Annotated in this window: 18 protein-coding genes; 3 read left to right on the top strand and 15 right to left on the bottom strand. The window is 66.3% G+C overall.

The features are described 5' to 3' along the window. Positions 1-17: 17 nt before the first annotated feature. From pcaF to paaA, 10 genes are read right to left on the bottom strand one after another with little or no spacing between them, the layout of a single operon-like run. Complete coding sequence (pcaF, locus tag ASD15_RS02155) at positions 18-1223, bottom strand: 3-oxoadipyl-CoA thiolase (RefSeq protein WP_057153095.1); 1206 nt, start codon at positions 1221-1223, stop codon at positions 18-20. Positions 1224-1232: 9 nt separating this feature from the next. Continuing rightward, entirely contained in the window at positions 1233-2558 is a 1326-nt protein-coding gene (gene paaK, locus ASD15_RS02150; protein WP_057153094.1) for a phenylacetate--CoA ligase PaaK, read from the bottom strand. Between the two features lie 23 nt (positions 2559-2581). Then, on the bottom strand, positions 2582-3043 hold the full coding sequence (gene paaI / locus ASD15_RS02145) for a hydroxyphenylacetyl-CoA thioesterase PaaI (RefSeq protein WP_057153093.1): 462 nt from the start codon (positions 3041-3043) through the stop codon (positions 2582-2584). Then, a complete protein-coding gene (gene paaH, locus ASD15_RS02140; protein WP_057153092.1) occupies positions 3036-4613 on the bottom strand; it encodes a 3-hydroxyacyl-CoA dehydrogenase PaaH in 1578 nt (525 codons plus the stop codon). The genes paaI and paaH overlap by 8 nt, the downstream gene beginning before the upstream one ends. 3 nt (positions 4614-4616) lie before the next feature. Then, a complete protein-coding gene (gene paaG, locus ASD15_RS02135) occupies positions 4617-5408 on the bottom strand; it encodes a 2-(1,2-epoxy-1,2-dihydrophenyl)acetyl-CoA isomerase PaaG (protein ID WP_057153091.1) in 792 nt (263 codons plus the stop codon). 49 nt (positions 5409-5457) lie between these two features. Next, positions 5458-6534, bottom strand: a complete 1077-nt coding sequence (gene paaE, locus ASD15_RS02130; protein ID WP_057153090.1) for a 1,2-phenylacetyl-CoA epoxidase subunit PaaE — start codon at positions 6532-6534, stop codon at positions 5458-5460. A gap of 13 nt (positions 6535-6547) precedes the next feature. Next, the gene (paaD, locus tag ASD15_RS02125; protein ID WP_057153089.1) at positions 6548-7135 is read right to left on the bottom strand and encodes a 1,2-phenylacetyl-CoA epoxidase subunit PaaD; all 588 of its coding nucleotides are present in this window, start codon (positions 7133-7135) and stop codon (positions 6548-6550) included. Beyond that, positions 7136-7900 (bottom strand): 1,2-phenylacetyl-CoA epoxidase subunit PaaC, encoded by a 765-nt coding sequence (gene paaC, locus ASD15_RS02120; protein ID WP_082551490.1) that lies wholly within the window; start codon positions 7898-7900, stop codon positions 7136-7138. Positions 7901-7913: 13 nt separating this feature from the next. Beyond that, positions 7914-8198, bottom strand: a complete 285-nt coding sequence (gene paaB / locus ASD15_RS02115; RefSeq protein ID WP_057153088.1) for a 1,2-phenylacetyl-CoA epoxidase subunit PaaB — start codon at positions 8196-8198, stop codon at positions 7914-7916. An 11-nt stretch (positions 8199-8209) separates the two neighbouring features. Further along, positions 8210-9199, bottom strand: a complete 990-nt coding sequence (paaA, locus tag ASD15_RS02110; RefSeq protein WP_057153087.1) for a 1,2-phenylacetyl-CoA epoxidase subunit PaaA — start codon at positions 9197-9199, stop codon at positions 8210-8212. A gap of 202 nt (positions 9200-9401) precedes the next feature. On the opposite strand from paaA, the gene paaX reads away from it, so the two are divergent. After that, complete coding sequence (gene paaX, locus ASD15_RS02105) at positions 9402-10328, top strand: phenylacetic acid degradation operon negative regulatory protein PaaX (protein WP_057153086.1); 927 nt, start codon at positions 9402-9404, stop codon at positions 10326-10328. On the opposite strand, the gene ASD15_RS02100 is transcribed toward paaX, so the two are convergent. From ASD15_RS02100 to ASD15_RS02090, 3 genes are all read right to left on the bottom strand, one after another. Next, positions 10329-10790, bottom strand: a complete 462-nt coding sequence (locus ASD15_RS02100) for a cache domain-containing protein (RefSeq protein WP_057153085.1) — start codon at positions 10788-10790, stop codon at positions 10329-10331. A gap of 160 nt (positions 10791-10950) precedes the next feature. Further along, on the bottom strand, positions 10951-11208 hold the full coding sequence (locus ASD15_RS02095; RefSeq protein ID WP_057153084.1) for a hypothetical protein: 258 nt from the start codon (positions 11206-11208) through the stop codon (positions 10951-10953). 113 nt (positions 11209-11321) lie between these two features. Further along, the gene (locus ASD15_RS02090) at positions 11322-12227 is read right to left on the bottom strand and encodes a LysR family transcriptional regulator (protein ID WP_057153083.1); all 906 of its coding nucleotides are present in this window, start codon (positions 12225-12227) and stop codon (positions 11322-11324) included. 109 nt (positions 12228-12336) lie between these two features. Here ASD15_RS02090 and ASD15_RS02085 point away from each other — a divergent pair, with 109 nt between their 5' ends. Beyond that, a complete protein-coding gene (locus tag ASD15_RS02085) occupies positions 12337-12981 on the top strand; it encodes an FMN-binding negative transcriptional regulator (RefSeq protein ID WP_057153082.1) in 645 nt (214 codons plus the stop codon). A gap of 25 nt (positions 12982-13006) precedes the next feature. Here ASD15_RS02085 and ASD15_RS02080 read toward each other — a convergent pair whose 3' ends face one another. After that, positions 13007-13927 carry a hypothetical protein gene (locus ASD15_RS02080; RefSeq protein WP_057153081.1) on the bottom strand — a complete coding sequence of 307 codons (921 nt, stop codon included), beginning with the start codon at positions 13925-13927 and terminating at the stop codon, positions 13007-13009. 22 nt (positions 13928-13949) lie between these two features. After that, a complete protein-coding gene (locus ASD15_RS02075; RefSeq protein WP_057153080.1) occupies positions 13950-15038 on the bottom strand; it encodes a TRAP transporter substrate-binding protein in 1089 nt (362 codons plus the stop codon). A gap of 140 nt (positions 15039-15178) precedes the next feature. Between ASD15_RS02075 and ASD15_RS02070 the strand changes: the two genes are divergently transcribed. After that, a complete protein-coding gene (locus tag ASD15_RS02070; RefSeq protein WP_057153079.1) occupies positions 15179-16312 on the top strand; it encodes a M14-type cytosolic carboxypeptidase in 1134 nt (377 codons plus the stop codon). Positions 16313-16454 lie beyond the last annotated feature (142 nt).

Genomic DNA, 16454 nt, shown 5'->3' with positions numbered 1-16454 from the left:
TTAGTTTTGGATCGTGTTCAAACGCGTTCAATTACCAGTGCAATGCCCTGCCCCACTCCGATACACATGGTGCACAGGGCATAGCGGCCGCCCGTGCGTTCCAGCTGGTTCAGCGCGGCCGTTACCAGGCGCGCGCCGGAGGCGCCCAGCGGGTGGCCGATAGCGATGGCGCCGCCGTTCGGGTTGACGTGGGCGGCGTCGTCGGCCAGGCCCAGGTCGCGCGTCACGGCCAGGCCCTGCGCGGCGAACGCTTCGTTCAGTTCGATCACGTCCATCTGTTCTATGGTCAGGCCCAGTTGCGCCAGCACCTTCTTCGATGCGGGCGCGGGGCCGAAGCCCATGATGCGCGGCGCCAGTCCCGCAGTTGCCATGCCCAGCACCTTGCCGCGCGGCTTCAGGCCGTACTTGTCCACCGCCGCAGCCGAAGCCAGCAGGATGGCGCAGGCGCCGTCGTTCACGCCGGACGCATTGCCCGCCGTGACGCTGCCGTCCGGCTTGACCACGCCCTTCAGCTTGGCCAGCATCTCGATGGTGGTGTCCGGGCGCGGGTGCTCGTCGGTGTCGACAACCTTCGCTTCGCCCTTCTTTTGAAGGATCGTCACCGGCACGATCTCGCTCTTGAAGTGGCCCGCCGCGTGGGCTGCCGCCCAGCGCTGCTGGCTGCGCACGGCGAACGCGTCCTGGTCGGCGCGGCTGATGTTGAATTCATTGGCCACGTTTTCCGCCGTCTCCGGCATCGAGTCGATGCCGTGCTGCGCCTTCATCAGCGGATTGACGAAGCGCCAGCCGATGGTGGTGTCCTCGATCTTGGCGGCGCGCGAGAAGGCGCTGTCGGCCTTGCCCATGACGAAAGGCGCGCGCGTCATGCTCTCCACGCCGCCGGCGATGACCAGGTGCGCCTCGCCGGACTTGATGGCGCGCGCGGCGATGCCCACCGCGTCCAGGCTGGAACCGCACAGGCGGTTGATGGTGTTGGCCGGCACGTCGACCGGCAAGCCGGCCAGCAGCACCGCCATGCGGCCCACGTTGCGGTTGTCCTCGCCCGCCCCGTTGGCGCAGCCGTAGTAGACGTCGTCCACCTCGGCCCAGTTGACGCCGGGGTTGCGCTCCTTGAGCGCGGCGATGGGCAGTGCCGCCAGGTCGTCGGCGCGCACGCCGGAAAGTGCTCCGCCGTAGCGGCCGAAGGGGGTGCGTACCGCGTCACAGATGAATGCTTCGTTCATGTTGGTTCCTTAGACTATCTTTGGTCGTTTGTCGATGACGCGCCTGGCCTTGCCGGTCATGGTGCGTTCGATGCTGTTCGATGCCAGCAGGCTGACACGGGTGGTGACGCCGACATAGGTCTTGATGGCGTGTTCCAGCTCGCGCGCCAGCGCCTCCACTTCGTTGGCGGTCAGCTTGCCGGTCAGCTCCGGGCGCAGTTCGCCGATCACGTCCAGCTTGTCCAGGTGGCCGTCGCGGCTCACCACCAGCTGGTATTGCGGCGCCAGCTTCGGCATCTTGCAGATCAGCTCTTCGATCTGGGTCGGAAACACGTTCACGCCGCGGATGATCATCATGTCGTCCGAGCGGCCGGTGATCTTGCCGATGCGGCGCATGGAGCGCGAAGTCGGCGGCAGCAAACGGGTCAGGTCGCGCGTGCGGTAGCGGATGATGGGCAGCGCTTCCTTCGACAGCGAGGTGAACACCAGTTCGCCGTCCGAGCCGTCCGGCAGCACTTCGCCGGTGTCGGGGTCGATGATCTCGGGGTAGAAATGGTCTTCCCAGATCACCGGGCCGTCCTTCGACTCGATGCATTCGCTGGCCACGCCGGGGCCCATCACTTCGGACAGGCCGTAGATGTCCACCGCGTCGATGCCGGCGCGCGCCTCGATCTCGGCGCGCATGGCGTCGGTCCACGGTTCGGCGCCGAAGATGCCCACCTTCAGCGACGATTCGGCCGCGTCCAGTCCCTGGCGCTGGAATTCCTCGATGATGTTGAGCATGTAGGACGGCGTGACCATGATGATCTCGGGCTTGAAGTCCTGGATCAGCTGCACCTGCTTCTCGGTCTGGCCGCCGGACATGGGGATCACGGTGCAGCCCAGCCGCTCGGCGCCGTAGTGCGCGCCCAGGCCGCCGGTGAACAGGCCATAGCCGTAGGAGATGTGCACCATGTCGCCGGCGCGGCCGCCCGCGGCGCGGATGGAGCGCGCCACCACGTTGGCCCAGGTGTCGATGTCGTTTTGCGTGTAGCCCACCACGGTGGCCTTGCCGGTGGTGCCGCTAGAGGCGTGGATGCGCACCACTTTCTCGCGCGGTACCGCGAACAGGCCGAAGGGATAATTGTCGCGCAGGGTCTTCTTGTCCGTGAAGGGGAACTTGGCCAGGTCGGCCAATGTCTTCAGGTCGTCCGGATGTACGCCCTTCTCGTCGAATGCCGCGCGGTAGTGCGGCACGTTTTCATACGCATGCTTCAACGTCCACTTCATGCGTTCCAGTTGCAGCGCCTGCAGCTCGTCCTTGCTGGCGCGTTCGATAGGCTCCAGGTCGGCTGGGGCGGGATTGCGTTGAACCATTGCTGTCTCCTCGTATTCTTGAACTAACCCTGCTGCGGCGCCACTTCTCCGCTGACGCGGTGCGACTTGCCACGGAACAGGGCGATGATGCGTCCGTCCTGGTTGCTGACCTTGACGTCGTAGATGCCGCTCTTGCCGGCCAGCGCCTGCTCCACGGCTTCGGCCGTCAGCAGGTCGTGATGGCGGCCGGGGGCCAGGTACTCGATCGTGCAGCCGGCGCCCACCGTGTTTTGGTTGTGGCTGTTGCACGCAAACGCGAAGGCGCTGTCCGCCAACGCGAAAATAAAGCCGCCGTGGCAGGTCTGGTGCCCGTTCAGCATGTCTTCCCTTACCGGCATGGTCATGCGCGCATAGCCGGGCCGGATCTCGGCCAGCAGCATGCCCATGGCCTGGGTGGCGCGGTCGCGCGCATACATCGCGTCGCCGGCGGCCCGGGCCAGCGCCTGCGCCTCGGCGGCGGTTAAAACCGGTGCGTCTTTATGCATGGAATTTCGCTCCCGATGCCTGTTTGCGGCGCAGCAGCGGCGACACGCGGTAGCGGTCTTCGCCATAAGCGGCTGCGAGGTTGCCCAATACGGTGGCGATGCGATCGACGCCGACGGCGTCGGCCCAGGCCAGCGGCCCGCGCGGATAGTTCACGCCCTTCTGCATGGCGACGTCCGCGCCCTGCGCGCTGCACACGCCCTGGTTGACCGCATCGGCCGCTTCGTTGGCCAGCATGGCCACGGTGCGCATCACGGCCAGCCCGGGCACGTCGTCCAGTTTCGTCACGGCGAAGCCGGCGGCCTGGAACAGGCCCACCACGGCGCTGTACGCTGAAGCGCTGCACTGGTCGGCGGCGGCGATGGCGATGCGGGTGGCTTTGCCGTAATCGTACGCCAGGTCGAACACCACCGTGTCCGGATGCTTGTTGTCGGCCGCGCGCTGGGTAGCGCTGCGGCCATCGGTCAGATAGACGGCCGCGCCGTTGCAATGGAAGGCCGGCGCATGCTCCTGCACGATCGCCGCAGCGTGGCCGTGCGCCTCGCTGGCCTTGCGCAGCGTGACGGCGATGCCGCGCTCCTGGAAGCGCGCCAGCACGGCGTCCGTCACGCACGATGCGCCACTGGCGCCTGGTTCCACGCTGTAGCTCACGTATTCAGGCCTGGCTTGCGCCGCCTCGCTTTGCGCTGGCGGCACCACGGCGCCGTCGCCGTAGGCGTAGAAGCCACGGCCCGACTTGCGGCCCAGGAAGCCGGCGTTCACCAGCTCCTGCTGGATCACCGACGGCGTGAAGCGCGGATCGCTGTAATAGGCGTTGAAGACCGACTGGGTGACGGAGTAGTTCACGTCGTGCCCGATCAGGTCCATCAGCTCGAATGGCCCCATGCGGAAGCCGCCCGCCTCGCGCATCACGGCGTCGATGGTGGCGGCGTCGGCGGCCTGCTCGTTGAGCAGGCGCAGGCCTTCGGCGTAATACGGGCGCGCCACGCGGTTGACGATGAAGCCGGGGGTGGACTTGGCGTACACCGGATTCTTGCCCCATGCGACCGCCGTATCGGACACCGTCTCTGCCACGGCAGGTTCGGTGGCCAGGCCGCTGATCACTTCCACCAGCGCCATCAGCGGCACCGGATTGAAGAAGTGCATGCCCACCAGGCGCTGCGGGCGGCGCAGCCTGGCGGCGATGGCGGTGACGGAAATCGAGGAAGTATTGGTGGCCAGGATGCACTCGTCGCCAACGATGCCTTCCAGGTCGGCGAACAGGGAGCGCTTCACGTCCAGGTTCTCGACGATGGCTTCCACCACCAGCGCGGCATCGGCCATGCCGGCCAGGCCGTCGGCCGCCTGCAGGCGGGCAGTGGCGGCTTGCGCGTCGGCGGCGCTCATGCGCTCCTTGTGCACCAGCTTCTGGTAGACCTTGGCGATGTCGGCGATGGCCTTGTGCACCGCCTCGGCGCGCGTGTCGTACAGCTTGACCGTGTGGCCGGCGGCCGCCGCCACCTGCGCAATACCCGAACCCATGGCGCCGCTGCCGATGACGGCGACGACGCTGGCTTTATCCAGAGCTGCCATTGCTTACTCTCCTTTGAACTCGGGCGTGCGCTTGCCGATGAAGGCGGCCACGCCTTCGCGGTAGTCATGGCTGTAACCCAGCTCGCGCATCATCTCACCTTCCAGCTTGAGCTGCTCGGGCAGCGAATTGCAGTGGCTGATCTGCAGCGCTTTCTTGGTGAAGGCCAGGCCCTTGGTCGGCGCGGCGGCAAAGTGTTCGGCCATGGCGGCGGCTTCGGTCATCAGCAGTTCGTCGGGCACGGCTTTCCAGATCAGGCCCCACTGCTCGGCACGGTCGGCGGTGAGCTTCTCGCCCAGCATGGCCAGGCCGGTGGCGCGCGCCATGCCGATCAAACGCGGCAAGATCCAGGTGCCGCCGGTGTCCGGGATCAGGCCCAGGCGGCAGAACGCTTCCACGAAGCTGGCCGATTTGCCGGCAATGACGATGTCGCAGGCCAGCGCCAGGTTGGCCCCTGCGCCTGCCGCCACGCCGTTCACGGCGCAAATGACGGGCATGGGCAGGCTGCGCAGCGTGAGCACCAGCGGGGCGTAGAATTTCTCCACCGAGTCGCCCAGGTCCACGCCTGCGGCGCCGGGTTCCACGGCGCGGTCGCCCAGGTCCTGGCCGGCGCAGAAGCCGCGTCCCGCGCCGGTGAGCAGCAGCACGCGCACGGATTTGTCGGCCTGCACCTTGGCCAGCGCGTCGCGCACTTCCAGGTGCATGGCCTGGGTGAAGCTGTTCAGCTTGTCCGGGCGGTTCAGGGTCAGCTTGGCGATACCGCCTTTGATTTCAAACAGGATGTTCTCGTAACTCATGGCGTCTCCGTTAAAGCAGGGGTCGGACCCAGCGGGTCTGAGCCCAGGTTTATTCGTGCTGGTCGAAGTCGACCACCACCTTGTCCGTCACCGGGAAGCTCTGGCAGCTCAGCACGAAGCCGCGCGCGATCTCGTAGTCTTCCAGCGCGTAGTTCACGTCCATGTCCACTTTCCCGTCCAGCACCTTGCAGCGGCAGGTGGAGCACACGCCGCCCTTGCACGAGTAGCGCATGTCGATGCCGGCGCGCAGACCGGCGTCCAGGATGGATTCCTTGTCGCGGTCCATGGTGAACATGGTGTGGTTGCCGTCCATGACCACCGTCACCTCTGTCAGCCCGGTACCCACCTCTGCTTGCGCGCGCGGCTTGTGCTGGTGCTTCGGGATGCTGGCCGCGAACAGTTCGATCTTGATGTTCGCCTTCGGCATGCCCGCTTCCTGCAGCGCGGCCGAGACGCCGTGCATCATGTCTTCCGGGCCGCAGATGAAGGCGTTGTCGTAGTCCGCCACGCGCACCCAGTGCTGCAGGAACTGCTGCGCTTTTTCCTTGGTGATGCGGCCGTTGAACAGTTCGATATCCTGCTGCTCGCGGCTCATCACGTAAGCGATGTTCAGGCGGTCGGTGTAAATGTCCTTCAGGTCGGCCAGTTCGTTCTTGAAGATCACCGACGACGAGGCGCGGTTGCCGTAGAACAGCGTGAAGCGGCTGTTCGGCTCCGTCAGCAGCGTGGTCTTGATGATGGACAGGATAGGCGTGATGCCGCTGCCGGCCGCGAACGCCATGTAGTTCTTGCGGTTGGCGGCGTTCAGCGGCACGTTGAAGTGGCCCATGGGCGGCATCACTTCGATCACCGTGCCCGGCTTCAGCGTGTCGTTGGCCCAGGTGGAGAACATGCCGCCGGGCGTGCGCTTGATGGCCACGCGCAGCGCGCCGTCCTGCACGGCGGAGCAGATCGAGTACGAGCGGCGCACGTCTTCGGTGTTGATATGGGTGCGCAGCGTAAGGTGCTGGCCTTGCTGGTATTTGAAGCTCTCTTCCAGTTCGGGCGGCACGGCGAAGGTGACGGCGATGCAGTCGCGCGTTTCGTTGCTCACCTGGGCGACGGACAGCGGATAGAATTTGCTCATAATGGTTATGCTCTCAGTGGCACTTGAAGTAGTCGAACGGCTCGCGGCAATCGAGGCACTTGTACAGCGCCTTGCAAGGCGTGGAACCGAACTGGCTGGTGTTTTCGGTGTGGCTGGAGCCGCAATGGGGGCACACCACCTTGGGCCGCGCAATGGCGCCGCGCTTGATATTGGCACGAAGGCCGGCGGCCAGGTCGGCAGTGCCGGAAGCCCCGCGGCGCAAGCCGCTGATGTCGACCACCTGCTGCGCGGGCGGGGCGATGCCGTAGCCCTTCAGCTTGGCCTTGCCCTCTTCGCTCATCCAGTCGGTGGTCCATGCCGGCGACAGCTGCGTGCGCAGGTCCACCTGCGCGATGCCGCGCTCGCGCAGCGCGTCGGTGACGGCGTCCGCGATCACCTGCATGGCCGGGCAGCCCGAGTAGGTGGGCGTGATGGTGACGGTGCAAGCACCGCCCTCCGCCACGGCCACGTCGCGCACGATGCCCAGGTCGACCACGGAGATCACGGGGATTTCCGGATCGGCCACCTCGGCGAGCCAGGCCCAGACCTGCTCAGCGGTGACGGCGGCGCCCGTGGCGGCAACAGCGGCGGCGGCGTTCACTTACCACTCCGATCCGGGATAGGCGCGCTGCAGGAACTGCATTTCGGCCAGCAGGTAGCCCAGGTGCTCGCTGTGCACGCCCTGCTTGCCGCCCTTCTGCATCCAGGCGTCCGGCGACGGCATCGTCAACGTGGCTTCGCCGAAGATGTCGCTCACGTGCGCCAGCCATTGCGCGCGCAGCGGCTCGCAAGCCGGGGCCACGCCGGCGGCCACCATGGCCTGGTCCACCGCGTCGTAGTTGAAGAACTCGCCGGTGTACATCCACAGCTCGTCGGCCGCCGTCTGCGTCTTGGCGCGGCTGACTTCAGTACCGTCGCCCAGGCGCACGATCAGGTCGCCGCTGCGGCGCAGGTGGTAGGTCACTTCCTTCAGCGACTTCTCGGCGATCTCGCGGATGCGCTCATCGCCGGAGCTGGTCAGCGCGCCGATGAAGAAGTAGTGCCAGGTGTCGAAGTAGAACTGGCGCACCATGGTGTCGGCGTAGTTGCCGTTCGGCTGCTCCACCAGCAGGCAGTTCTTGAAATCGTGCGCGTCGCGGTGGTAGGCCAGCCGGTCCTCGTCGCGGCCGGCGCCTTCCAGTTCGCCGGCGCAGGTGTACCACATGCGGGTCTGGCCCAGCAGGTCCAGCGCCACATTGGTCAGCGCCATATCCTCTTCCAGCGCCGGCCCCTTGCCGCACAGCTCCGACAGGCGCTGGCTCAGGATCAGGGCATTGTCGCCCTGGCGCAGCAGCCAGGCGAGCTTATCGTCCATGAGTTTGTCCATGACCGCGTCCCGCTTACAGGTTCTTCACTTCTTCCGGCATCGGGAAGAAGGTGGGATGGCGATAAACCTTGCTGTTGGACGGTTCGAACAGCGCGTCCTTGTCGCCCGGGCTGCTGGCCACGATGTCGGTGGCTTTCACCACCCAGATGCTCACGCCTTCATTGCGGCGGGTGTAGACGTCGCGCGCGTTGTTGACCGCCATGGCGGCGTCGGACGCGTGCAGGCTGCCCACATGCTTGTGCGCCAGGCCGTGCTGGCTGCGGATGAATACTTCCCACAATGGCCATTCTTTGCTCATCTTATGTCTCCTCAGGCCGCAGCCTTCTCCTCTTTGTGTTTGTCGGCGTAGGCCACCAGCGCGTCGCGGAACCATTCGCCGTCCTCGTAGGCCTTGACGCGGGTGCGCAGGCGCTCGCGGTTGCACGGGCCGTTGCCCTTCAGCACAGCCTGGAACTCGCTCCAGTCGATTTCGCCGAATTCATAGTGGCCGGTTTCGGCGTTGAATTTCAGGTCGGGATCGGGCACGGTCAGGCCCAGGTATTCGGCTTGCGGGACGGTCTGGTCGACCATGCGCTGGCGCAGTTCGTCGTTCGAGAACAGCTTGATGCGCCATTGCGCGGACTGCGCGCTGTTGACCGACTCGGCGTCGGACGGGCCGAACATCATCAGCGACGGCCACCACCAGCGGTTCAGCGCGTCCTGCGCCATGGCTTTCTGTTCCGGCGTGCCCTTGGCCAGCGACATCATGATGTCGTAGCCCTGGCGCGCATGGAAGGACTCTTCCTTGCACACGCGGATCATGGCGCGCGAATACGGACCGTAGGAGCAGCGGCACAGCGGGATCTGGTTGATGATGGCCGAACCGTCCACCAGCCAGCCGATGGCGCCCATGTCGGCCCAGCTCAGCGTGGGGTAGTTGAAGATGCTGGAATACTTGGCTTTGCCGCTGTGCAGGGCGGCCAGCAGTTCGTCGCGCGAAACGCCCAGCGTTTCGGCGGCGCTGTACAGGTACAGGCCGTGGCCGGCTTCGTCCTGGATCTTGGCCAGCAGCACGGACTTGCGTTTCAGCGTGGGCGCGCGCGTCACCCAGTTACCTTCGGGCAACTGGCCGACGATTTCGGAATGGGCATGCTGGGAGATCTGGCGGATCAGCGTCTTGCGGTAGGCGTCGGGCATCCAGTCCTTGGCCTCGATCTTCACGCCGGCGTCGATGCGGGCCTGGAACGCGCGCTCGTCGGCGCTCATGTCCTCGTTCGTCTGAACTTTCTTCAGGCCGGTTTCAACCATCTGTGCGTACATGTTTTGTCTCCTTGGTCAAGGGTGTAAAATCATCATACGATACAAAAATTCGTTTGCATACTGTTTTTTTGACTCAAATCAAAAAACTGTATCCCTTTGCGGCGTGTTGGTGCCAGAATGGCCCGATCCAAGAAAAATAATGCTGCGCCGAAGCCACAGCAAAGTAAACTCCCCGCTTGAGAGAAAAACACCCGTGCGCAAGATGAAAACCCTGAACAGCAACGAATGGATAGCCCACTTCCTGGCCAGCGACCCGCCGCGCTCCAAATCGCTGGTCATGACCATCTTCGGCGACGCCATCGTGCCGCACGGCGGCGTGGTGTGGCTGGGCAGCCTGATCGAGCTGCTGGCGCCGTTCGGCGTCAACGACAGGCTGCTGCGCACCTCGGTGTTCCGGCTGGCGCAGGAGGGCTGGCTGGTGTCCCAGCGCGACGGGCGGCGCTCGTCGTACTCCATTCCGCCCGAATCGCAGGCCCGCCTGGCGCGCGCGCAGCGCCGCGTCTACTCGCCGCTGCACCTGCACTGGGACGGCAACTGGACGCTGGTGATGAGCGGCAACAGCCTGGGCGCGGCGGAGCGCACGCTGCTGCGCAAGGAACTGGTGTGGGAAGGCTACGGCCTGGTGTCGGCCGGCGTGTTCGGCCACCCGGCCGGCAATCCGGACACGCTCGACGAGTTGCTGGCCCGCACCGGCACGCGCGACAAGCTGTTCATCTGCCACGCCGCCCAGATGCCGGGCGCGCGCAGCGGCCGTCCGCTGCGGGAAATGATAGACGAGGGCTGGGACTTGAGCGGCGTGATGGATGGCTACCAGCAATTCATCGCGCAGTTCCAGCCGCTGCTGGCCCTGCTGCGCGGCGGGCACCACCCGGCGCCGGAGCAGGCCTTCGTGATCCGCTCGCTGCTGATCCATGCCTACCGCCGGGTCCAGCTGCACGACCCGCAGTTGCCGGTGGAACTGCTGCCCGATCCATGGCCGGGCGCCGCCGCCTACGAGCTGGCGCGCGAACTGTACCGCCTGGTGGCGGGCGCCGCCGAGCAGCACGTGCTGGCCGTGCTGCGGCGCGAGGATGACACCGCCGCCGAAGCCGGCCCCGCCTTCTACCAGCGCTTCGGCGGACTGAACTGACTAGCCTTTGTAGATGCCGCAGATGATGACCAGGTCGCCGGCCTTCTCCACGTAGGTGGACTTTTTCTCGATGGCCTTGCTCACCGGATTCGGCCACTTGTAGTCGACCCAGCCGCTGCCCTTGGTGGCGGCCACGTCGAGGAAGGCCTTGATGAAGTGCTTGTCGTCCACGTCCTTCAGGTCGATCATGGGCTTGCCGATCAGCTTGGCGTTGCCGCCGTGCGCCAGGGTCACGCCCCTGGTGTCCAGCACGGCGATATACAGGTCGCGGTCCTTGAACTGGCCGCTGGGGTTGTTAATTTCAGCGTAGGCCTTGTCCTTGCCGTTGGCCGCGATGTAGGCGGCCGCCTTCTTCACCATCGCCACCGCCTCGTCCGCCGATCCCACATTCGCCGCCGACGCAGCCGGCAAGAACGAACAGGCCAGCAAGGCCGCCAACACTACCCGAAACAGCTGCTTCATCTATGTCCCCTCAGAGTGGAAGAACGCCGCACTGCCCCGGCACGCGGCCAGGGCAGTGTAGCGTACATTTTCCTCAGCGCAAGGGTTTGTCAGCGCGGCGCAACAGGCGGGAAGGCGGCGGGACCGCGGACTGAATGCAGCCACAGGCCGGCAGCGCGCGTCAGCCCTCCTGCCCCACCTGCTTGGCGGCCGCGAGCAGATCGTCGCCCATTTGTTCGAGCATGCGGGCCTGGTGGGCCATGCTGTCGAGCATGGCGACCGAGAAAGCGAACTCGGCGGGGGTAGTGTAGCCGGGGAAGCGGATGATGCGCAGCAGCTCTTTCAGCGTGGTGCCCTGGCCCAGGTGCGCCAGCGCGTCGCTCAGCGCGGTGATTTTTTTGTCCAGCACTTCAATGTGGTCCGGTCCGCAATGATCCATGGTGGTCTCCTGGTAGCGCGGCGCGGCCGCACAATGCGGAGGGCCGCAAGCCAACATAGCAAGCCGGCGCGCAGCCCATGTTGATCTGGCTCAGGGAAAGTGGACTTTGCCGATCAAGGCTCCGGCCAGGGACGGCGGCCTTCGAACAGGTCCGCCTGCCGCCGCAGGCCGTCGCCCAGCGCCTCCAGCACGGCGCCGATGCGCGCCACGCCGCGCGTGCTGGCGTGCGACAGCAGCCACAGCCCGGACCGGAACTGCGGCTGCGGCGGCAGCACGCGCCGCAGCGCGGGGCTGGCGTCGCCCAGGTAGCACGGCAGCACCGCCAGGCCCATGCCCTGCTCCGCCAGCCGCATGACGGCCACGGTGCTGTTGCAGCGCGCGGCGGCGCGCGCCAGCAGGCCACGCTGCTTCAGCCACTGCAGCGACGCCAGGTGCGCAAAACCGTCATCCAGGCAGACCCACGGCACTGCGGCGAGGCGCGCCTCGTCGACCGGCCGCCACGCCGCCGGCCGGTACACCGCGGTCTCGATGCCGCACACCACGCGGCCCACCAGGTCGTCCGGCGGCTGGCCGCCGGCCCGCAGCGCCACGTCGGCCTCGCGCCGCTGCAGATTGGCCAGGCCGTCCGCAATGTCCAGCGCGACCAGTATCCCGGGCGCGCTTTCCCGCAGCCGGGCCAGCACCGGCGGCAGCACGGTCGGCAGCATCGTTTCAGTCGTGCTCAGCAGCACCGTGCCGCCGACGGCGCCGTGCGCGGCAGGAGCGGACATGTCGTTCAGCCGCTGCGCAATATGTTCGGCCAGTTCCAGCAATTCAGCCGCTGCGGCGGTCGCGCGATAGCCCTGGCGGCTGCGCTCGAACAGCGTCGCCCCCAGGGTCTGCTCAATGGCCTGGATGCGGCGGAACACCGTGGGATGGCTGGTGCCCAGCAGCGCCGCCGCCTGCGACAGCGAGCCGGTGCTGGCCACCGCGTGCAGCACATGCAAATCGCCCCATCCCAGTTTGCCGCTGCCCGCCATGTCCCGCCCTTTCTGTTGTTCACCGGCGAACGCGCCGATTGCACGGCGTGCCTTTCGCCGCCCCGGCGCGCGCCGCACAATGGCCGCACCAACCCACCGGAGACGCGCAATGTATCACACCAGTATTTTCCGCCCAGCCGAGCTGCAGCCGATCGAAGACCTCGTCAAGCGCCACCCGCTGGCCCTGCTGGTCAGCCATGGCGATGCCGGCTCGCAGGCCACCCCGCTGCCGCTGGTGCTGCAGCGCACCGAAGGCGGCGGGCTGGAGTTCATCGGCCACCTGTCCACGCACAATCCGCAGCTGGCCAGCCTGCGCCAGTCGGGCCGGGCGCTGCTGGTGTTCACCGGCGCCCAAGGCTACATCTCGTCCGCCTGGCTGCGCGACCGGCGCAACGCACCCACCTGGAACTACGAGATGGCGCAGTTCGACGTCGACCTGGAGTTCGGCAGCGGCCCGGACGCCACGCGCGCGGCCTTGCAGGCCCTGGTCGACCAGATGGACGCGGGCGAGGCGTGCCCGTGGCGGCTGGCGGAAAGCCCGCGCTACGAGGTGCTGAGCCAGTACATCGTGCCCTTTCGCGCCCGGGTCCGCACGCTACAGGGGCAATTCAAGCTGGGCCAGGGAGAAACGCCCGAGGTGCTGGCCGACAGCATGCGCGGCCTGCTGCGCCAGGGCGGCCATGGCAGCCTGGAACTGGCCGGCGCCATGGCCGCATGGCACCAGCTCGACCTGCCGCTGCCCGCGGCGGCGTAAGCACCGGCAGGCAGCCTGGGCGCCGTCAGTAGAAGCGCACACCCGGTCTCAACAACAGCTGGAAGACCAGCAACAGCGCCGCAACCGCGCAAAGCGGCCAGGCAACCGACGCCGCCGCCGCGCCGCCGGCACCTTTGACGCTGCCCGCGCCGGGGCGCCAGGCTCCGGCCTGCATCCAGAATACGCCGGCGATGGTCACCACCACCGGCACCAGGACCACTTCCGTCCAGTCCCTGGGAATGCGAAACAGGAAAATCGCGGGCAGCGCCAGCACCGCCGGCAGCGCGGCCAGCTCGAACAGCAGCAGCTTGCTGCCCGTGGGACCGGGGATACGGTCCACGCCGCCAACCTGGTCGAGCAAGCGCTGCCGCAGCCAGCCGGCGAACAGGGGGATGGCGCCAAGCGCAAGCAACGCCGCCGTCAGCTTGGCGGCCTGCGTGGTCCCCAGGTACGCCATCGCCATCCCCACATCGCTCTGGGTGCTGAGCGCGCCGATGGCCACCTGCGGCAACGCCATGAAGATCCCGCTGTACGCCATCCAGAATAGCAACAGGCGCGCGGCGGCCGATTTGCCGCTGCCTCGCCACAACAGCCATGCGCAAAAACCACCCGCCAGCAAGGTCGCCAGCGCGCCTGTCCCCTGGAACAGGCTTGCCAGCGGGTTCTCGCCCTCCCAGCGGTGGTTGTTGTGGAACAGGGTCGGGCGCAAACCCGGCGTAAGGGCCTTGGGCAGCACCAGGAACAGCTCCTGGATGAAGAAGGTCAGATTGAAAGCGAAGACATACAGCAACGCCGACATCAGCGTCCAGCGCCATCGCACGCTGCCGCCGGGTTGCGGGGCCGGCGGAGCGCGGCGGGTCTTGAACCATCCGGCCAGGCCCAGTGCCGCCGGTCCAACGACAAGCACCAGCAGCACGGCGATGCCGACGAAGTATCCCCCGGTCATGGCGAAGCGCCCTGCCGCGCCGCTACCGGCGGCCGGCGTTGATCAGGTAATTCTGCATGGTGGCTTCGGCCACCGAGGCCCACTGGTTCTGGTCCTGGCGGAACTTCTTCCACGGCTCGTAGATCTTCTTGAACTTGGCGTTCCTGGCCGCTTCCTCTTCCATCACGGCGGTCGACAGCTTGTATGACGCGTCCATGATCTCTTTCGAGAAGGTGTGCAGCCTGGCGCCGTTCTTCAGCAGGCGCGCCAGCGCGGCCGGGTTCCTGGTGTCGTACTCGGCCTGCATGGTCACGTGGCACTCGTAGCTGGCGCATTCCACCGCCGCCTGGTATTCCTTGGGCAGCTTTTCCCACTCTTTGATGTTGACATAAAACGACAGTTGCGGCCCGGCCTCCCACCAGCCCGGCGCGTAATAGTGCGGCGCCACGCGCTGCAGGCCCAGCTTTTCATCGTCGTACGGGCCGACCCACTCGGCCGCGTCGATGGTGCCCTTTTCCAGCGCGCCGTAGACGTCGCTGGCCGGAATCTGCTGCGGCACCGCGCCCATGCGCTCCATCACGCGGCCGGCGAAGCCGGCGATGCGGATCTTCAGGCCCTTCATGTCGGCCACCGTTTTCACTTCCTTGCGGTACCAGCCGCCCATCTGCGTGCCGGTATTGCCGGCCATGAAATTGATGATGCCGTAGCCCTTGTAGAACTCGCGCATCAGCTCGCGTCCGCCGCCCTGGTCGTACCACGCGGTCTGCTGGCGCGCGGTCAGGCCGAACGGCACCGCGCAGTCGAAGCAGAACGCCGGATCCTTGCCGAAGTAGTAGTAGGACGGCGTGTGGCCCATCTCCACCGTGCCCGCCTGTACCGCGTCCATCACCTGCAAGCCCGGCACGATCTCGCCGGCGGCGTGCTGGCGGATGGTGAATTTGCCGCCGGTCAGCTCGGCCACGCGCTTGCAGAAGTGGTCGGCCGAGCCGTAGATGGTGTCCAGGGTCTTGGGAAAGCTCGACGCCAGCCGCCACGTGACGGCGGGCTGCGCCTGGGCCAGCGCCGGGGCCACGGCCAGCGCGCCGGCGCCAGCGCCCAGGGTGGCGTTTTTCAGGAAGGAACGACGCTGCATAGGTTCTGTCTCCGGTGTTGTTTTCATGAGGAATCCCGGCCTAGTGTATGACCGAATTAACAAGCTTGCAATCCCAAGCTTGTCCATAAAACTAGTATCATGTCGCACACCCGATACTTTTACCCATCAGGACAGACGCAATGCCTATCAAAATCAGCCACCAATTCGATGCTGGCGCCATCGACGTTCTGCGCGCGGACGACCCTTCCGCGATCGACCTGAACATTCGCAAAGATTCCGCTGCCGACATCATCCAGTGGTTCTACTTCCGCGTGCAGGGCGCCAAGGCGACCCCGCTGACCATGAACTTCCTGAACGCCGGCCAGGCCGCCTATCCGGACGGCTGGAAAGACTACCAGGCCGCCGCCAGCTACGACCGCGAAACCTGGTTCCGCGTGCCCACCTCGTACGACGGCCAGACCATGGTCATCGAGCACACGCCGGAATACGACAGCGTCTACTACGCCTACTTCGAGCCCTACTCGTGGGAGCGCCACCTGGCCCTGCTGGACAACGCCCAGCTGAACGACTACGTGCGCGTGGAAGACCTGGGCAGCACCCTGGACGGCCACGACATGAACCTGATGGTGATCGGCGAGCCGGAAGAAGGCAAGCCGAAGGTGTGGGTCATTGCGCGCCAGCACCCGGGCGAGACCATGGCGGAATGGTTCGTGGAAGGCATGGTCGACGCCCTGCTGGACGTGGCCAATCCCTTCGGCCGCCAGCTGCTGCAGGAAGCGGTGTTCTACGTGGTGCCGAACATGAACCCGGACGGCTCGGTGCGCGGCAACCTGCGCACCAACGCGGCCGGCGCCAATCTGAACCGCGAATGGCTGAACCCGACCATGGAGCGCAGCCCGGAAGTGTTCCTGGTGCTGAACAAGATGAAGCAAACGGGCTGCGACCTGTTCCTGGACATCCACGGCGACGAAGGCCTGCCCTATGTCTTCACCGCCGGCAGCGAAGCGCTGGAAACCTGGAGCAAGGCCGACGCCCAGCGCCAGCAGGACTTCGTGCAAGCCTTCAAGATCGCCAGCCCGGACTTCCAGGACGCGTTCGGCTACGGTGAAAGCCCGCTGACGCCGGAAACCCTGACCATGGGTTCGCCGCACATTTCGCACGCCTTCGGCTGCCTGTCGCTGACGCTGGAAATGCCGTTCAAGGACAACGCCAACGACCCCGATCCAGTGACCGGCTGGGATGGCGCCCGCAGCGCCCGCCTGGGCGCGGCCATTTTGCAACCGGTGCTGATGTCGCTGCGCGCCAACGCTTGAGAAAATATTTTGCCGGCCGGCGCCCCGCCGGCCGACGCCGATTTGCCGCGATTTGCGGTGATTGTCGGCAATATTCGGCATTTGCGCCCATCTGCCGCGTATCGAGCCGGATAGACAGCCAAGCCGCTGCCAATGCACCAAA

This window comes from Massilia sp. Root351, assembly GCF_001425045.1.
GTDB lineage: Bacteria > Pseudomonadota > Gammaproteobacteria > Burkholderiales > Burkholderiaceae_D > Rugamonas.
The sequence above is the reverse complement of the archived record's forward strand: the minus strand, read 5'-3'. Positions and strand labels throughout refer to the sequence as shown.

Coding starts and splice junctions, on each gene's coding strand:
- pcaF (WP_057153095.1), bottom strand. CDS start 1,223: ATGAACGAAGCATTCATCTGTGACGCGGTACGCACCCCCTTCGGCCGC.
- paaK (WP_057153094.1), bottom strand. CDS start 2,558: ATGGTTCAACGCAATCCCGCCCCAGCCGACCTGGAGCCTATCGAACGC.
- paaI (WP_057153093.1), bottom strand. CDS start 3,043: ATGCATAAAGACGCACCGGTTTTAACCGCCGCCGAGGCGCAGGCGCTG.
- paaH (WP_057153092.1), bottom strand. CDS start 4,613: ATGGCAGCTCTGGATAAAGCCAGCGTCGTCGCCGTCATCGGCAGCGGC.
- paaG (WP_057153091.1), bottom strand. CDS start 5,408: ATGAGTTACGAGAACATCCTGTTTGAAATCAAAGGCGGTATCGCCAAG.
- paaE (WP_057153090.1), bottom strand. CDS start 6,534: ATGAGCAAATTCTATCCGCTGTCCGTCGCCCAGGTGAGCAACGAAACG.
- paaC (WP_082551490.1), bottom strand. CDS start 7,900: ATGGACAAACTCATGGACGATAAGCTCGCCTGGCTGCTGCGCCAGGGC.
- paaB (WP_057153088.1), bottom strand. CDS start 8,198: ATGAGCAAAGAATGGCCATTGTGGGAAGTATTCATCCGCAGCCAGCAC.
- paaA (WP_057153087.1), bottom strand. CDS start 9,199: ATGTACGCACAGATGGTTGAAACCGGCCTGAAGAAAGTTCAGACGAAC.
- paaX (WP_057153086.1), top strand. CDS start 9,402: ATGAAAACCCTGAACAGCAACGAATGGATAGCCCACTTCCTGGCCAGC.
- ASD15_RS02100 (WP_057153085.1), bottom strand. CDS start 10,790: ATGAAGCAGCTGTTTCGGGTAGTGTTGGCGGCCTTGCTGGCCTGTTCG.
- ASD15_RS02095 (WP_057153084.1), bottom strand. CDS start 11,208: ATGGATCATTGCGGACCGGACCACATTGAAGTGCTGGACAAAAAAATC.
- ASD15_RS02090 (WP_057153083.1), bottom strand. CDS start 12,227: ATGGCGGGCAGCGGCAAACTGGGATGGGGCGATTTGCATGTGCTGCAC.
- ASD15_RS02085 (WP_057153082.1), top strand. CDS start 12,337: ATGTATCACACCAGTATTTTCCGCCCAGCCGAGCTGCAGCCGATCGAA.
- ASD15_RS02080 (WP_057153081.1), bottom strand. CDS start 13,927: ATGACCGGGGGATACTTCGTCGGCATCGCCGTGCTGCTGGTGCTTGTC.
- ASD15_RS02075 (WP_057153080.1), bottom strand. CDS start 15,038: ATGCAGCGTCGTTCCTTCCTGAAAAACGCCACCCTGGGCGCTGGCGCC.
- ASD15_RS02070 (WP_057153079.1), top strand. CDS start 15,179: ATGCCTATCAAAATCAGCCACCAATTCGATGCTGGCGCCATCGACGTT.